Genomic DNA, 16,242 nt, shown 5'->3' with positions numbered 1-16,242 from the left:
TATTCCCCTCCCACCTCTCGCGAGATCACCATGGGTTCCCTGTCTTCGAAGAATGCCCTCGTTACCGGCTCGACCAGCGGCATAGGCCTGGCCATCGCCCGCGCCTTTGCCGCCGAGGGCGCCAACGTCACCATCAACGGCCTTGGCGATGCCGCTGCCATCGAACAGGAGCGCGCCGGCATCGAGAAGGATTTCGGCGTCAAGTGCCGCTATTCCGATGCCAACATGATGGACGGCGCTGCCGTCACGGCGATGGTTCACGACGCCGAGGCGGCGTTTGGCAGCCTCGACATCCTGGTCAACAATGCCGGTATCCAGCATGTCGCGCCGATCGAGGAATTCCCCGACGACAAGTGGGAAGCGATCATCCGCATCAATCTCCTGGCGGCCTTCTATGCCATCAAGGCGGTGGTGCCGGGCATGAAGGCACGCAAATGGGGCCGCATCATCAACACGGCGTCGGCGCATGCGCTGGTCGCCTCGCCGTTCAAGTCGGCCTATGTCTCGGCCAAGCACGGCATTGCAGGCCTGACCAAGACGGTCGCCCTGGAAGTCGCGCAGGACGGCATCACCGTCAACGCCATAGCGCCGGGCTACGTCTGGACGCCGCTGGTCGAGAAACAGATTCCCGACACGATGAAGGCGCGCGGCATGACCGAGGAACAGGTCAAGCATGATGTGCTGCTCGCTGCACAGCCGACAAAGGAATTCGTCACCGTCGAGGAGCTTGCCGCGTTGGCGCTGTTCCTGTGCTCGGATTCCGCCAGGCAGATCACCGGCACGACGTTGCCGATGGATGGCGGCTGGACGGCGCAGTAACGCGTCCGTCGGAACATTTCTGCTTTTATCGACCAGTACCCAAAAAGGCGGTTCCCTATCGCTGAGGGATGATTGTATCCTGATGGCGGCCGCGGAAGGATTGGGAGGTTTTCCGCAGCCATGGGCCGTGTCGGACTGACCGGCTGATGAAGGGAGAGAGGAGAGCTTTCCCTTCCGGCGATCGCATGTGCCGGTCCATGGCCCGGTGATGCAGGCCGCAGCCTTTGTTGGACGTTCATCGGAAAGTCCCTACCGATGCATATTCCTGCCTTTCCGCACAGCTTGTGTCCAGGGACAAGCCCATCATCCGCCTAAGTGACAGGCACGCTGCCGCTGTCGTGTCGCGACGGGTCAGGAGGCCTGTTCGAGCGGAGGAAGCTCGAGCAGCGCCTGGGCGGCGGCGACGTCGGTGATGAGAAGCTTGGCGTTGGTCGCCGCGATGCCGGCGCGGATGGCGTGGATCTTGCGCAGTCCGCCTGACGAGATGATGACCTTCGGCACCCTGCTGATGTCGGCGGGATTGATGGCCATGGCGCGATGGTTGACGGGATGGTCAAGCACATTGCCGTCGGCATCGACGAAATGGCAGAGCACATCGCCGACGGCACCGGCATCCTTGAGGCTCTTGGCGTCCGACCAGTTGAGGATGCCGCGGCGGAAGATCGAAGCCTGGGTGCCGACATCGCCGACGCTGAGCAGAGCGATGTCGACGGCACGTGCCCGCTCGTAGAGTTGTTTGAGATCATCCTGTTTCCACAGTGCGTCGGCCAGTTCGCGGTCGGGCACAAAGACAGGCGCGGTGATCTGGTAGAGTTCCGTGCGGTAGAATTCGGCGAAGCGCCAGGCGACGGCCGACGGATTGTGCGCGGTCGCATGGGTCAGGCCGCCGAGCAGTGAAATGACGGTCATGTCGTCGACCTCGCGCCAGATCAGCGACCGCATGCAGACCTGCAGCGTGGCGCCCCAGCCAACCCCAATCGACAGTCCGTTGGTGACCTGTTCGGAAATGTAGCGTCCGGTGGCGTGGCCGACGACGGCCGCGACGCTCTCCTCGTCCTGGCTCGACGCGGGCACGACGATCGCCTCGGTCAGGCCGAGGTGCTTTTCCAGGTTCCGCTGCAGGCGGATCAGCGATTCGGCCTGCGAATTGATGGTGATCTGGACCGTGCCGTCCTCACGCGTCGCCGCAAGCAGGCGCAGGGCCTTGATGCGGCTGATGTCGAGATGCTGGGCAACCTGTTCCTGGGTCATGCCTTCGACATAATAGAGATAGGCGGCTCTCAGCTTGAGTTCGTCCTGGTCGGACTGGAATTTCGTCCGCCTCGGTCGCTTTTCCGAACCTGCCATGCCCACTTCCCTCAAGACGTATCCCCATTAGACGATTTGCCGGCGGAGGGAAATCACGCGGCCGCTCGCGCGCCGGCCGCCCGTCGAAGTCGAGCAAGCCGAAAAGCTTGGTCGATTCATCTTACGGAATTGTACAATAATTCTCAATATGACATAAATGTACGAATTGTGAAGACGCTTGGGCGCAGCCAGAAGGATACGATATGCGAATACTGCTCTCCAATGATGACGGAATCGACGCGCCCGGTCTGGCGATCCTGGAAAGGGCGGCGGCGCTGCTGAGCGACGACATCTGGACCGTGGCGCCGAGCGGAAACCGCAGCGGCTTTGGCCATTCGATCACGCTGCGGCAGGCCTTTGCCGTTGAGCAGGTCGCGTCCCGGCGCTATTCGTGCACCGGCACTCCGGCCGACTGCGTCATAGGGGCGATGCACTGGGTGTTCCGCGACGGCGCGAAACCCGATCTGGTTCTGTCGGGCATCAATGAGGGACGCAACGTCGCCGAGGATGTCTCCTATTCCGGCACCATGGCGGTGGCGCGCGAGGCGGCCCTGTGCGGCATTGCAGGCGTCGCTTTCTCGATGCCGCGCGACAGCCAGACCTATGGCGATGGCGAGGTCGCATGGCTGGCGGCGCGCATCGAAGGTTTTTGGAACACCCGCCAGGAATGGGCCCAGGAGGGGCATTGGCTGAGCGTCAACCTGCCGCGCAATGTGCCGGCGCCGATGCGTTCGGCGCGCATCGGCCGCGATAAATGCGCGACGCGGGTCATCATCCATGCCGAGGATGGGCGCAGCGCCCGCATCGAGCCGCTGGCCGACCGCAACTACGCCACGACGCCGGGTGACGAAAACAGCCTGATCGATTCCGGCATTGCCTCGGTCACCTGCCTGAACTGGATGGGCCATGCCGTCGTGCCGGCGGGCGCCTTGTCGGAACTCGACGGGGCCCTCGAACAGGCGGTCGCCTAGAACTTGATCTCGAAAAGATCGGACTAACCGGATTCGAACTGAAAAGGGCGCCCGGATCACCGGATCGCCCTTTTTGCGTTATCGACCATTGGGAGATCAGTATTTCGGGTAGACCTCGAGCAGGCAATCGTCGAGATAGCTGTTGACGAAGCCGGGAATGGTCACCGCGCGGGTTTCGATGCCGCCGTCGTCATGCAGCACGTGCTCGAGATAGCCGACCTCGCGGTTGCCGCCCATTTCGGGCACCAGTTCCTCGCGGGTGGTGAAGGCGATGGACGAGCACCATTCGAGCCTCACACCATCGTGGCCGCGCGAGCGTTGCTGGTGAAGATGCCCGCTGGCGATCATCTTCAGCTGCTTGTGCTCCATCAATTCGTGCAGGTTCTCACGGCCGATCGGATCGACTGTCCAGTAGGTCAGCTCGGTGCTTTCCGGCGTGTCGACATAGAGCGGCTGATGCGAGAACAGCGCCAGGTGCCGCTGGCCAAGCGTTGCCAGCTGTTCGCCGATCCAGTCATATTGCTGCTGCTCGCCGTCCAGTCCCGAACCGACACGCAGCGAATTGATGCCGAGCAGCCGCCAGTTGCCGCGGTCGATCGACCATCTGTCGGCGCCATAATAGCGCTCGTAACGGTCAAGCCTGGTCGGACTGATGGCGCTGCCCATGGCGGTTTCGGGCTGCGACAGGCGTGGATTGTCGCCGACATCGTGATTGCCGGGAATATAGCGGATGTCCTTGCCGGCGCGCTCCAGGAACGAGCGGCAGAAGGGGTAGTCTTCCTCGAAGCGTATGCCGTCGAGCGTGATGTCGCCGGTATGGACGATCAGGTCGTGATCGGCGGCCTTCAGCACGTCGATCATGAGTTCGTTGTTCTCGTGAAACCGGTGGGTTCGCGGCGACAGGTGGGTGTCGGATATCTGCATAATTCGAATCGAGGCCATGGATCTCTCTTTGCCAGTGGTCGTGGTCTGACGCGTCGCTGCTTCAGAATTGTACAATTGTATTGACTTGAGAATGATAGTTCAATATTCGATTTTAGCGATCAACGGATCGCCAGCCCGAGCGCGCCTTCGCAGCGCGGATTCCGGAGGGATCGGGCGGGAGGTTACCGGAACAGGGAGGCACCATGTCCGGCATCGAGATCAGGAACCTCAACAAGAGGTGGGCGACCTTTGACGCCGTGAAGGATGTCAGCTTCGAGGTGAAGCCCGGCACCCTGACGGTGCTGCTTGGGCCGTCCGGCTGCGGCAAGTCGACGACGCTGCGGCTGATTGCCGGCCTCGATGCGGTCACTTCGGGCCAGATCTTCATCGGCGGCAAGGACGTCACCGCGCAGCCGCCGGCCAAGCGCGGCCTGGCCATGGTGTTCCAGTCCTATGCGCTCTTCCCGCACCTCAGCGTTGCGGAAAACATCCTATTCGGTCTCAAGGTGCGGCGGGTGCCGGCCGGGGAGCGGGCGCGCCGCCTCAAGAAGGCAGCCGACATTCTCGGGCTGGGGGCGCTTCTTGACCGCAAGCCTTCCCAGCTTTCGGGCGGTCAGCAGCAGCGCGTCGCCCTCGGCCGGGCGATCGTCGCGGAGGCGTCGGTGTGCCTGATGGACGAGCCGCTGTCCAACCTCGACGCGCAGCTTCGCCACGAGATGCGCAAGGAAATACGCACCATCCAGCAGGCGCTGGGCATGACCATGGTCTATGTCACCCACGACCAGATCGAGGCGATGAGCCTTGCCGATCAGGTCATCCTCATGCGCGGCGGCCGCATCGAACAGAAGGCGGAGCCGGCAGGGCTTTATCTGCGGCCGGCGACATCGTTCGCGGCAAGGTTCATCGGCACGCCGCCGATGAACCTCGTCTCGCTGGCCGATGGGCCGGCCGGCGCCATCATCAAGGGATCGGCGGGGCCGGCACTGGTCGAAGGCAAGGGCGATGGACTGTCGCTCGGGTTGCGGCCGGAGGAGATCCGGATCGAGCCGGATGGCGTCGTTCCCGCCATCATCCGCGGCATCGAATATCACGGCGCCGACAGCATTCTGGAGTGCGCCGTCGGCGACCAGCTTCTGCAGGTGCGCGTGGACGGCATCCGCCGGCAGTCCGTTGGCGACCAGGTGCGGCTGGGCTGGCTGCCCGATGCCATGCACGTCTTCGACGAGGCGGACGGCAACAGGGCCGAGCGTAAGGTATTGGTCGGTCAAGCTGCCGGCGAGCGCGTGCTGCGCGCGGTGCCCTGACCTGCCGGGAACGGCCCACGGCCTCGAAACAGGCCGATTGGCGACGACAACGAGAAAACATCACAAACCGGAGGAAACGATGTTTGTAAGAAGTGGCAATTGGCTTGGCGCCGCGCTGTTGGGAGCAGGCCTGAGCCTCGGCGTGGCGCAGGCCGAGCCGGTCGAAATCAGTTTCTATTATCCCGTGGCCATCGGCGGACCGGTGACCAAGATCGTCGATGACCTGATCACTCGGTTCGAGGCGGCCAATCCCGACATCAAGGTCAAGGCGATCTACTCCGGCACCTATTCCGAGACGATCAGCAAGTCGCTGACCGCGTTCAAGGCCGGCCAGCCACCGGAACTGGCGGTCATGCTGTCGGCCGATCTCTTCACGCTGATCGACGAGGGCGCGATCGCGCCGATCGACGACATGGCCAAGACCGACGACGACAAGGCCTGGCTCGCCGGATTCTCGCCGGTGTTCATGATCAACAGCAAGAGCGAGGACAAGACCTGGGGCATCCCCTTCCAGCGCGGTACGACCGTGTTCTTCTGGAACAAGGATGCCTTCAAGGCGGCCGGCCTCAACCCGGATGTCGGCCCGCAAAACTGGGAAGAAGTCGTTGATTTCGCCACCAAGCTGACCAAGCGCGACGCCAGCGGCAACGTCACGCAATGGGGCATGCAGGTGCCGTCGTCGCTGACCTCCTACTGGTTGCTGCAGGGCTATGTCGCCCAGAATGGCGGCACGATCGCCGATGTTTCGGGCGACAAGACCTATTTCGATTCCCCCGAGGTCGTCGAAGGACTGCAGTACTGGACGGACCTTGCGCTCAAGCACAAGGTGATGAAGCCCGGCGTGATCGAGTGGGCGACCAACCCGAAGGACTTCTTCGAGGGCCGTGCCGCCATGATCACCACGACCAGCGGCAACCTGACCAATGTCAAGACCAACGCGCCGTTCCCGTTCGGCGTGCAGATGCTGCCGGAGCACAAGAAGCGCGGCGCGCCGACCAGCGGCGGCAACATATTCATCTTCAACGGCACGGCGCCCGAGAAGCAGCAGGCGGCCTTCCAGTTCGCGAAATGGCTGACCTCGGCCGACCAGGCCGCCGAATGGAGCATCAAGACCGGCTATATCGCGCCGCGCGACGATGCCTGGAACACGCCGGCAATGCAGGCTTATGTCAAGGAATTCCCGGGTGCCGCCGTCCCGCACGACCAGATTCCCTACATGGTGCCGGAGCTTTCGACGCATGAGAACCAGCGTGTCGCCCGCGTCATCGATGACGGCATCGAGGCCGCGCTGACCGGCACCAAGACGCCGGCACAGGCGATGAGCGATGCGCAGCAGGAAGCCGACCGCATCCTGAAGCAGTATCGCTGACCGATACGAAGGGCGGTGGGTCGAAGCCGATCCGCCGCCCTTTCCGCCACAGCGACAGGAAAGGGTGTCTCGTGACACAGGGACGAAATCAGATCACCGCCTGGCTGCTGCTGTTGCCGGCCGTCGTGCTGCTGGCGGCGTTCACCCACATCCCGGCGGTGATGACGCTGGTCAACAGCTTCTACAACACGCCGCGCGGCGTACGCCCGGCAAAGTTCGTCGGGCTCGGCCACTACAGCGACATGCTGAGCGACCCGGTGTTCCTGGCCGCGCTGAAGAACAATGCCATCTATGCCATCGGCACGGTGCCGGTGGCGATCGGCCTCGCCATGCTGATGGCGTTGATCGTCAACTCGTCCATCCGCGGCAAGGCCCTGCTGCGCATGTCGTTCTTCCTGCCCACCATCCTGCCGATGATCGCGGTGGCCAACATCTGGCTGTTCTTCTACACGCCCGGCTACGGTCTCATCGACCGCTTCCTTGGCCTGTTCGGCTTTGCCGAACGCAACTGGCTGGGTGATGGCTCGACGGCGCTGGGCAGCCTCATGGTGCTGGCGGTCTGGAAGGAAGCCGGCTTCTTCATGATCTTCTACCTGGCGGCGCTGCAGCAGATCAGCCCGTCGCTGTCGGAGGCCGCGGCTCTCGAGGGCGCCGGGCGCTGGTACTTCTTTCGCCGCGTTACCTTCCCGCTGCTGATGCCGACGACCTTGTTCGTGCTGATCAACGCCATCATCAATTCGTTCCGTCTGATCGACCACGTCATCGTCATGACCCGTGGCGGCCCCGACAATGCCAGCACGCTGCTCCTCTACTACATCTACCAGACGGCGTTCCGCTTCTGGGATACCGGCTATGCCGCCGCGCTGACCATGGTGCTTTTGGCACTGCTCGCAGCACTCGCCTTCGTGCAGTTCGGCATTCTCGACCGGAGGGTCCACTACAAATGACCGTCACCGCTCTCCCCCAGCCGATCCAGTCGCGCGAACAAGGTTTCTGGCACGCCATCGAGGTGATCGGCTGCTATCTGCTCGGCGCGCTGTGGATCCTGCCGCTGCTCTATGCGGTGTGGATGGCGTTCCATCCCGCCGAGTACGAAGTGCGCTTCGACCTGACGGCGCCCCTGACATTCGGCAATTTCATCCAGGCCTGGAATGCGGCTCCGTTCGCGCGCTATTTCCTCAACACCTTCGTGCTGATCACGGTCATCCTGGCCTGCCAATTCGTCATCTGCACGCTCGCCGCCTATGCCTTCGCCCGCTACGATTTCCGCGGCAAGACGCTGGTGTTCATGTTGGTGCTGATCCAGCTGATGATCATGCCCGAGGTGCTGCTGGTCGAGAATTACCGCACCATGGTCAAGCTCGGCCTCGTCGATACCGTGCTGGCGATGGGCCTGCCCTACATGGCGTCGGCCTTCGGCATCTTCCTTCTGCGCCAAGCCTTCCTGACCGTGCCCAAGGAGCTCGACGACGCCGCACGCGTCGAAGGGGCCGGGCCGCTTGGCATCCTGCTCAAGGTCTACGTCCCGCTGTCGCGCCCGATCTATGTCGCCTATGGGTTGGTCTCGGTCAGCTACCACTGGAACAATCTCCTGTGGCCGCTGGTGATTACCAACTCGGTCTCGACCCGGCCGCTGACGGTCGGCCTGCAGGTCTTCGCCTCGCCCGACCAGGGCGTGCAGTGGAGCATCATCTCGGCGGCCGCCTTGATACCTCGGCGCCGCTGCTGATCGGCTTCCTGCTGTTCCAGCGCCAGTTCGTGCAGAGTTTCATGCGGGCTGGCATCAAGTAGCCGCCTCTGCCGGAACATCGCGGCGTCCGCCGCTCGGCTTTGCGGCTCGACGGCTGTTCCGCATCCCGGACAGCCTGCCGCAACGCGTGGCGTCCGGCTTTTGCCTGCGGCCATTCCGTGCCTGTCGGAAGCCTCCGGAAAGGGCACGAAAGTGCGGTGATTTTGGACATTAGTCTTGACAGAAATACAGATGTTCAATACCCGTCAAGCACTTGAACAAGCCTGCAATGTGGGAGGAATAAGCGGTATGGCTTCCAATATTTCGTTGACGGGCCTTGCCCGCGATCTCGATGAGCGTGGCAAGTCGGGCAAGCCCATCCGCATCGGCCTGATCGGCTCCGGCGAGATGGGAACAGACATCGTCACCCGCGTCGCCCACATGTCCGGTATCGAGATCGGCGCGATCTCGGAGCTGAACCTGCCGGCCGCCAGCAAGGCGGTGGATATTGCCTTCCAGGAAACCGGCCATGCGCGGGAAGTGTCGAACGCTTCGGCGATGACGGCTGCCATGGAAGCCGGCAAGGTGGCGGTCACCAACGATGCCGACCTTGTCATCAACAATGATCTCATCGACGTGGTGATCGACGCGACCGGCGTTCCCGCCGTCGGTGCCGAGATCGGCTTGCGCGCCATGGAGCACGGCAAGCATCTGGTGATGATGAATGTCGAGGCCGACGTCACCATCGGCGCCTATCTGAAGAGCGAGGCCGACCGGCTCGGCGTCACCTATTCGCTGGGCGCCGGCGACGAGCCGTCCTCCTGCATGGAACTGATCGAGTTCGTTTCGGCCATGGGCCATCCGATCGTCGCCGCCGGCAAGGGCAAGAACAACCCGCTCAACATCGACGCCACGCCGCCCGCCTACGAGGAAGAGGCCAAGCGCCGGCACATGAATGTGCGTATGCTGGTCGAATTCGTCGATGGCTCCAAGACCATGGTCGAAATGGCGGCGATCGCCAATGCCACCGGCCTGGTGCCGGACAAGGCCGGCATGCATGGCCCCGCGGCGACACTCGGCGAACTCTCGAAAGTCCTGGTGCCTGAAAAGGATGGCGGCGTGCTGTCCAAGGTCGGCGTCGTCGACTACTCGATCGGCAAGGGCGTGGCGCCCGGCGTCTTCGTCGTCGCCGACATGTCGCATCCGCGCATTTCGGAGCGCATGGAAGACCTGAAGATGGGCAAGGGCCCGTATTTCACCTTCCATCGCCCCTATCACCTGACCTCGCTCGAAGTGCCGCTGACCTGCGCCCGCGTCGTCCTTTACGGCAAGGCTGACATGGTGCCGCTGGCAACGCCGGTGGCTGAAGTTGCCGCGGTCGCCAAGAAGGACATGCAGCCGGGCGATAAGCTCGATGCGATCGGCGAATATTGCTACCGCGCCTGGATCATGACGGCGCCGGAAGCGCATGCGGCGCGAGCCATTCCTTGCGGCTTGCTGCAGGGCGGTTCGGTGACGGCGCCGATCAAGAAGGGCGAGCTCATCACCTATGCCAATGCCGCTCCTGTGCCGGGCTCCAAGATTGCGGAGCTGCGCGCCCGCCAGGACAAACTCGTCTACGGAACCGTGGGAGCCTGATCATGGCCACAGCCAGCAAAGCCGTCGCGGACAGCCGCGCCAACCTGCCTTTCGTCTATCGCCAGTACAGCGCCGAGCAGCTCAAGCAGGTGCTCTACAAGATGTACCTGATCCGCCGCTTCGAAGAGGGCGCGGAGGAAAGCTACATGCGTGGCCTGATCCACGGCACCATGCACCTGTCGATCGGCCAGGAAGCCAGCGCCATGGGCATCTGCATGCCGCTTGGCGAGGATGACCAGATCACCTCGACGCATCGCGGCCATGGCCACTGCATCGCCAAGGGTGCGGAGGTGAAGCGCATGTTCGCCGAGTTCTTCGGCAAGACAACCGGCTACTGCAAGGGCCGTGGCGGTTCGATGCACATCGCCGATGTCGCCAAGGGCAATCTCGGTGCCAATGGCATTGTCGGCGGCGGCATTCCGATCGCCGTCGGTGCTGCGCTCTCCTCCAAGATGATGAAGACCGGCAAGGTCGTCGTCTCCTTCTTCGGCGATGGCGCCAACAATGAAGGCGCCTTCCACGAAGCGCTGAACATGGCGGCTGTCTGGAAGCTGCCTGTCATTTTCGTCTGCGAGAACAACGGCTACGGCATGTCGACATCGACGGCCCGTTCGACCGCGGTGAAGAACATCGCCGATCGCGCCGCCGCCTATTCGATGCCCGGTGTCATCGTCAACGGCAACATTTTCTCCGAAGTCGCCGAGGCTTCGTACAAGGCCGTCGAGCGGGCGCGCGCGGGCGAAGGGCCGACGCTCATCGAATCCAAGACCTACCGCCATCGCGGCCATTCCAAGAGCGACCGCAATCGTTATCGCACCAAGGAAGAGATCGAGGACTGGATGTCGAACCGTGACCCAATCACGCTGTTCGAGAACGAATTGCGGGAATTCGGCTTCATCGACGACAAGGGCATCGAGGCCATTCGCGACGCCGTGGCGCAGGAGATTGCCGACGGCATCGAGTTCGCCAAGGCGAGCCCTTCGCCGGATGTGAGCGAGACTGGAAATTATGTGTATACGGAGCAGGCGTGATGGACGCGATGGTGCGTGAACTGAGCTACGCCCAGGCGATCCAGGAAGCCATGGCGATCGCCATGGACATGGACGAGCGCGTCTTCCTGATGGGCGAGGATATCGGCGTTTATGGCGGCGCCTTCCAGGTGACCGGCGACCTGGTCGACCGTTATGGCACTGACCGGGTGATGGACACCCCGATCTCGGAGCTGGGTGGTGCGGGCGTCGCTGTCGGCGCCGCCGTCACCGGCATGCGGCCGATCTTCGAATTCCAGTTCTCCGATTTCGCCACGCTCGCCATGGAGCAGATCGTCAACCAGGCGGCCAAGATGCGTTTCATGCTGGGCGGCGAGGTTTCCGTTCCCGTGGTGATGCGCTTTCCGGCCGGCTCCGGCACGGGTGCCGCCGCGCAGCACAGCCAGAGCCTGGAGGCCTGGCTCGGCCATGTGCCGGGCCTGAAGGTCATTCAGCCGGCGACGCCCTACGATGCCAAGGGCATGCTTTTGGCCGCCGTCGCCGATCCCGATCCGGTGATGATCTTCGAGCACAAGCTGCTCTACAAGGTGAAGGGCCCGGTGCCTGAAGGCTACTACACGGTTCCGATCGGCAAGGCCGACATACGCCGCGAAGGCCGGGATCTCACCATCGTCGCCACCTCGATCATGGTGCAGAAGGCACTCGAAGCCGCCGCCACGCTGGAAGCCGAGGGCATCGACGTCGAAGTCGTCGATCTTCGGACCATCCGGCCGATGGACAAGCAGACCGTCATCGACAGCGTCAAGAAGACGTCGCGGCTGATGTGCGTCTACGAAGCGGTCAAGACATTGGGCATCGGCGCCGAAGTCAGCGCCATGATCGCCGAGAGCGAGGCGTTCGACTATCTCGACGCACCGATCGTGCGGCTGGGCGGCGCCGAGACGCCGATCCCCTACAATCCGGAGCTCGAAAAGGCCACCGTGCCGCAGGTTCCCGACATCATCACCGCCGCGCGCGACCTCGTGAAAGGGGTTCGCTGAGACATGCCGACAGAAGTCATTCTTCCCAAGGTCGACATGGACATGGCGACCGGACAGATCTCGCGCTGGTTCGCCACGGAAGGCCAGCAGGTCAAGAAGGGCGACGTGCTGTTCGAGATCGAGACCGACAAGGCGGCGATGGAGATCGACGCGCCGGCCAGCGGCGTGCTGCGCGACGTGACCGGCAAGGAAGGCGTCGACATTCCGGTCGGCGCGCCGGTCGCCTGGATCTATGCCGATGGCGAGGCTTATGGGGCCAAGCAAGACACGGCGCCAATCTCCCCCCTTGTGGGGGAGATGTCGACCAAGTCGACAGAGGGGGGCGCTGTCCCGCCAACGTCGCATTCTGTCACGCCCCCCTCTGCCTTGCCGGGCATCTCCCCCTCTGGGGGGAGATCGGCCAATCGCCGTCGGGCGCACGCGCGACACCGCTTGCCCGACGTCTGGCGCGTGAGGCGGGCCTTGCCCTTGCCAGCGTCACCGGCACCGGTCCTTACGGCCGCGTGGTCAAGGCGGATATTGACGCGGCGATTGCCAAGGGCGGTGCCAAAGAGGCCCCAGCATTGGCTCCTGAAGCTCCCGCCGCCGCCGCTGCTTCCGCGCCTGCCGTGAAGGCGATGTCGGACGACCAGGTGCTGAAGCTGTTCGAGGAGGGCTCCTACGACCTCGTCCCGCACGACAATATGCGCAAGACCATCGCGCGCCGCCTCGTCGAGGCCAAGACCACCATTCCGCATTTCTACCTGACGCTCGACTGTGAACTCGACGCGCTGCTGGCATTGCGCACGCAGATCAATGCCGCCGCCCCGGTGAAGAAGACCGACAAGGGCGAGGCGCCCGCCTACAAGCTGTCGGTCAACGACATGGTCATCAAGGCGATGGCCATGGCGCTGAAGGCGGTGCCGGATGCCAATGCCTCATGGACCGAAAGCGCCATGGTCAAGCACAAGCATGCCGATGTCGGCGTCGCCGTCTCGATCCCCGGTGGCCTGATCACGCCGATCATTCGGCATGCCGACGAGAAGTCGCTGTCCACCATCTCCAACGAGATGAAGGATCTGGCGAGCCGTGCGCGCAGCCGCAAGCTGAAGCCGGAAGAGTATCAGGGCGGCACCACGGCGGTGTCGAACCTCGGCATGTTCGGCATCAAGGACTTCGCCGCCGTCATCAACCCGCCGCATGCGACGATCCTGGCGGTGGGTGCCGGCGAGGAGCGGGCCGTGGTCAAGAACGGCGAGATCAGAATAGCCACCGTGATGTCGGTGACGCTGTCGACGGACCATCGTGCCGTCGATGGGGCACTTGGCGCCGAACTGCTGGTCGCCTTCAAGCGGTTGATCGAAAACCCGATGGGGCTGTTGGTATAGGGCGTGTTGACAATTGGGTGAGGCCGACCTGCAAAGCCGGCTCACATTCAGAAACGACTTGTCAGGCGTCGACCCTTGACCCATGTTCCCCAGTGGATTGCGTTCAAGGGAGGCCAGCATGCCTGCATTCGACCCGTCTGACGTCAAAACCTTATTCGGCAAGGTCATGGGTGCCTCGCCGTCCGATATCAAGCTTGTAGCGCAGCGCCTGCACGATCACGCTTTCGAGCCGCGCATGTCGGCGGACGAGACGAAGCAGCTTGTCGCCGGCCTTGGTTATGACAGCCTGGACGCGTTCTGTGCCGATATCGGCCTGCCCGCCCATATTGCCGAGCGCTGGAGCCGTTTCGGCGTTTCCGGCGAGATGAAGCAGGTGTTCACGTTGCTGGTGGCCCAGCGCAGGCGGATTGCCGAGGCGATCGCCGAATTCGAATCAATGACGCATGTCGGCGTCGAGGATTTTTTGCGCGAGCGCGGACTTATTTAGCTCGAACCGACGGCCAGAGCGAAAGCTGTCTTAGCCGCCCTTGGCCAGCAGCGCGGTGGCCGTGTCGCTGTCGGTGATCAGCACATTGGTGCTGACGGCTTCCAGCGCGGCCAAGATCGCCGCCACCTTGCGTTTTCCGCCAGCGGCCAGCACGACATTCGGCACCTGGCCGACCATTTCGAGATCGATGGCCATGACGCGCCCGTTGACCTCGTGATCGACCAGCCTGCCGGCGGCATCGACAAAGTAGCACAACATATTGGCGACCGCGCCTTTCGCCTTCAATGGCGCGATCAGCGATGACGGCACGATGCCATGGCGGAAGATGGTGGCGTCCGGCGACATGTCGCCGACGGTGAGCAGAGCAATATCGGCGGCCGCGGCGCGGCGGCGCACGTCCTGCAGGGTCGGCTGTGCCCATAGGAGATCGCGAAGCGAAGGATTGTCCACCATCACCGGCGCGGTGATCTGGTAGCTGTCGACCTCGAAGACATCGGCGACCTTGGCCGCGACGATCGACGGGTTGATCCATTGCGAATGCGGCAGGCTGCCGACAAGGGCCACCACCGAAGCGTGCTTCAGCTGCCGGCGGGCGAGGAAACCCAGGCTGGCATGCAGCGTCGCGCCGCCGCCGATCGCCAGCGTCATGCCGTCCCGCATCTGCTCGCCGAGATAGGCCGCCACGGCATGGCCGATCGCCTTCTCCAGATGCTCATGCGCCGAGGGTGTCGGGATGACGACGGCGGCGTTGAGGCCCCAGCGCTTTTCCAGCTGCCGCTCGAGCGCCACCTGCTCTGCTGTCGGGGCGTTGATCATGGTGACGACGATGCCTTCCGCGGTGCAGGCGGCCAGCGTGCGCATGACCTTCACCCTGGAAACATCGAGCTTCTCGGCGATCTGCTCCTGGGTGAAGCCCTCGACATAGTAGAGCCAGGCCGTCTTGACGTTGAGGTCCGACGAGACCATCGGCAGGCGAGCCGGTCTGGGTTTTTCGGCGGGCATCGGTTCTGGTCCCTCATGAGCCGTGGTCTGACGGCGTTGCCCTCATCGGAGGAACGCCGGCCGGATGTCAACTGGATGCCGGGTTGCGGCATGCCGATTGTCGCACATCTCTGTTCATTTGTAATTGACATTGTACATATGAACATATTTTGTGGGTTCCGCGCGCTGTGTCATCCACCAGTCATATGCGCCGTGCAGGGAGGAAGAGACGGGGAGCCGGCCAGGGGCCGGACCGGTCATGCACAGACAAGACAGGAGGTCTCATGAAGACGCTATTCATCAAGCTGCTGGCCAGCCAGCTGGCGCTCGCCACAACTTTGTTTGCCGGCGTGGCAAGTGCCGAAACACTGACGCTCTACACATCGCAGCCGGAAGCCGACGCGGCCAAGACGGTGGACGCCTTCAAGAAGGCGCAACCCGGCATCGACGTGACCATCTATCGTTCCGGAACCAGCGACATCCTGACCAAGATGGCGGCCGAGTTCGCCGCCGGAAGCCCGCAGGCCGACGTGCTGTTGATCGCCGACGCGGTCTCGATGGAGCTGCTGAAGAAAGATGACAGGCTGATGGCCTATCCCGAGGCCAAGCTCGACGGCATCGAGGCCGACGCCTATGACGCCGACAAGACCTATTTCGGCAGCAAGCTGATCACCACCGGGATCGTCTACAACACCGCCGCCGCGGAAAAGCCGGAGCATTGGGCCGACCTCGCCAAGCCGGCCTATGCCGATGGGTTGGTCATGCCGAGTCCGCTCTATTCGGGTGCGGCCGCCTATCTGCTCTCGGGCTTCGCCGGCGATACGAACTATGGCTGGGATTTCTTCCAGAAGCTCAAGACCAACAACACCGTCAGCGTGCGCGGCAATGGCGCGGTGCTGAAGTCCGTGGCATCAGGCGAGAAGCCATATGGCATCCTCGTCGACTTCATGGCGATGAACGCCAAGAAGAAGGGGTCGCCAGTCGAGTTCGTGTTCCCCTCGGAAGGCGTTCCGGCGGTGACCGAGCCGGTGGCCATCATGAAGACAGCCAAGAACGTCGATGGCGCCAAGAAGTTCGTCGACTTCATTCTGTCGGACGAAGGCCAGAAGCTGGCGCTGTCCATGGGTTATCTGCCGGCACGCGCCTCGGTCGGCCGCCCCGACTGGCTGCCGGAAGGCGTCAAGGTCAAGGTAATGCCGTTCGACACCAAGGCAATCGTCGCCAAGACCGACGCCGACAAGGCGAAGTTCCAGGAACTGTTCGGCGGCTGAGCCGGC

At 63.2% G+C, this 16,242-nt stretch carries 13 protein-coding genes and 2 pseudogenes; 12 read left to right on the top strand and 3 right to left on the bottom strand.

The genetic code is table 11. The features are described from left to right. Nucleotides 1–30 precede the first annotated feature (30 nt). A complete protein-coding gene (locus AC1VON_RS01085; protein WP_483120067.1) occupies nucleotides 31–819 on the top strand; it encodes a 3-hydroxybutyrate dehydrogenase in 789 nt (262 codons plus the stop codon). 351 nt (nucleotides 820–1,170) lie between these two features. Here AC1VON_RS01085 and AC1VON_RS01080 read toward each other — a convergent pair whose 3' ends face one another. Further along, nucleotides 1,171–2,166, bottom strand: a complete 996-nt coding sequence (locus tag AC1VON_RS01080; RefSeq protein ID WP_172348286.1) for a sugar-binding transcriptional regulator — start codon at nucleotides 2,164–2,166, stop codon at nucleotides 1,171–1,173. Between the two features lie 203 nt (nucleotides 2,167–2,369). Here AC1VON_RS01080 and AC1VON_RS01075 point away from each other — a divergent pair, with 203 nt between their 5' ends. Then, entirely contained in the window at nucleotides 2,370–3,137 is a 768-nt protein-coding gene (locus AC1VON_RS01075; RefSeq protein ID WP_172348287.1) for a 5'/3'-nucleotidase SurE, read from the top strand. 96 nt (nucleotides 3,138–3,233) lie between these two features. Here the strand turns inward: AC1VON_RS01075 and AC1VON_RS01070 are convergent, their stop codons facing one another. Beyond that, nucleotides 3,234–4,079, bottom strand: a complete 846-nt coding sequence (locus tag AC1VON_RS01070; RefSeq protein ID WP_172348288.1) for a metallophosphoesterase family protein — start codon at nucleotides 4,077–4,079, stop codon at nucleotides 3,234–3,236. 185 nt (nucleotides 4,080–4,264) lie between these two features. Between AC1VON_RS01070 and AC1VON_RS01065 the strand changes: the two genes are divergently transcribed. The 9 genes and pseudogenes from AC1VON_RS01065 to AC1VON_RS01025 all read left to right on the top strand — a co-directional run bounded on the left by AC1VON_RS01065 (nucleotide 4,265) and on the right by AC1VON_RS01025 (nucleotide 13,984). Further along, on the top strand, nucleotides 4,265–5,365 hold the full coding sequence (locus AC1VON_RS01065; RefSeq protein ID WP_172348289.1) for an ABC transporter ATP-binding protein: 1,101 nt from the start codon (nucleotides 4,265–4,267) through the stop codon (nucleotides 5,363–5,365). Nucleotides 5,366–5,444: 79 nt separating this feature from the next. After that, the gene (locus AC1VON_RS01060) at nucleotides 5,445–6,734 is read left to right on the top strand and encodes an ABC transporter substrate-binding protein (protein ID WP_483120064.1); all 1,290 of its coding nucleotides are present in this window, start codon (nucleotides 5,445–5,447) and stop codon (nucleotides 6,732–6,734) included. Between the two features lie 71 nt (nucleotides 6,735–6,805). Next, entirely contained in the window at nucleotides 6,806–7,681 is an 876-nt protein-coding gene (locus tag AC1VON_RS01055) for a carbohydrate ABC transporter permease (protein WP_140772575.1), read from the top strand. Next, nucleotides 7,678–8,525: pseudogene (locus tag AC1VON_RS01050) on the top strand (carbohydrate ABC transporter permease). Before AC1VON_RS01055 ends, AC1VON_RS01050 begins: the two are co-directional and overlap by 4 nt. Nucleotides 8,526–8,772: 247 nt before the next feature. Continuing rightward, nucleotides 8,773–10,101: an NAD(P)H-dependent oxidoreductase gene (locus AC1VON_RS01045; RefSeq protein WP_483120062.1), complete on the top strand. Its 1,329-nt coding sequence runs from the start codon at nucleotides 8,773–8,775 to the stop codon at nucleotides 10,099–10,101. A gap of 2 nt (nucleotides 10,102–10,103) precedes the next feature. Further along, nucleotides 10,104–11,132 carry a thiamine pyrophosphate-dependent dehydrogenase E1 component subunit alpha gene (locus tag AC1VON_RS01040; RefSeq protein WP_172348293.1) on the top strand — a complete coding sequence of 343 codons (1,029 nt, stop codon included), beginning with the start codon at nucleotides 10,104–10,106 and terminating at the stop codon, nucleotides 11,130–11,132. Beyond that, nucleotides 11,132–12,130 carry an alpha-ketoacid dehydrogenase subunit beta gene (locus AC1VON_RS01035; protein ID WP_172348294.1) on the top strand — a complete coding sequence of 333 codons (999 nt, stop codon included), beginning with the start codon at nucleotides 11,132–11,134 and terminating at the stop codon, nucleotides 12,128–12,130. The genes AC1VON_RS01040 and AC1VON_RS01035 overlap by 1 nt, the downstream gene beginning before the upstream one ends. 3 nt (nucleotides 12,131–12,133) lie before the next feature. Beyond that, nucleotides 12,134–13,497 (top strand): annotated as a pseudogene (locus AC1VON_RS01030) (pyruvate dehydrogenase complex dihydrolipoamide acetyltransferase). Nucleotides 13,498–13,615: 118 nt separating this feature from the next. Beyond that, nucleotides 13,616–13,984, top strand: coding sequence for a hypothetical protein (locus AC1VON_RS01025; protein ID WP_483120059.1), 369 nt, complete (start codon nucleotides 13,616–13,618; stop codon nucleotides 13,982–13,984). A 30-nt stretch (nucleotides 13,985–14,014) separates the two neighbouring features. Here AC1VON_RS01025 and AC1VON_RS01020 read toward each other — a convergent pair whose 3' ends face one another. Next, the gene (locus tag AC1VON_RS01020) at nucleotides 14,015–14,986 is read right to left on the bottom strand and encodes a sugar-binding transcriptional regulator (RefSeq protein WP_483120058.1); all 972 of its coding nucleotides are present in this window, start codon (nucleotides 14,984–14,986) and stop codon (nucleotides 14,015–14,017) included. Nucleotides 14,987–15,249: 263 nt separating this feature from the next. Between AC1VON_RS01020 and AC1VON_RS01015 the strand changes: the two genes are divergently transcribed. Then, a complete protein-coding gene (locus tag AC1VON_RS01015) occupies nucleotides 15,250–16,236 on the top strand; it encodes an ABC transporter substrate-binding protein (RefSeq protein WP_483120056.1) in 987 nt (328 codons plus the stop codon). Nucleotides 16,237–16,242: the final 6 nt, after the last annotated feature.

It is taken from the genome of Mesorhizobium sp. HAY1-8B (assembly GCF_056868045.1).
This window is presented reverse-complemented; position numbering and strand designations above follow the sequence as displayed.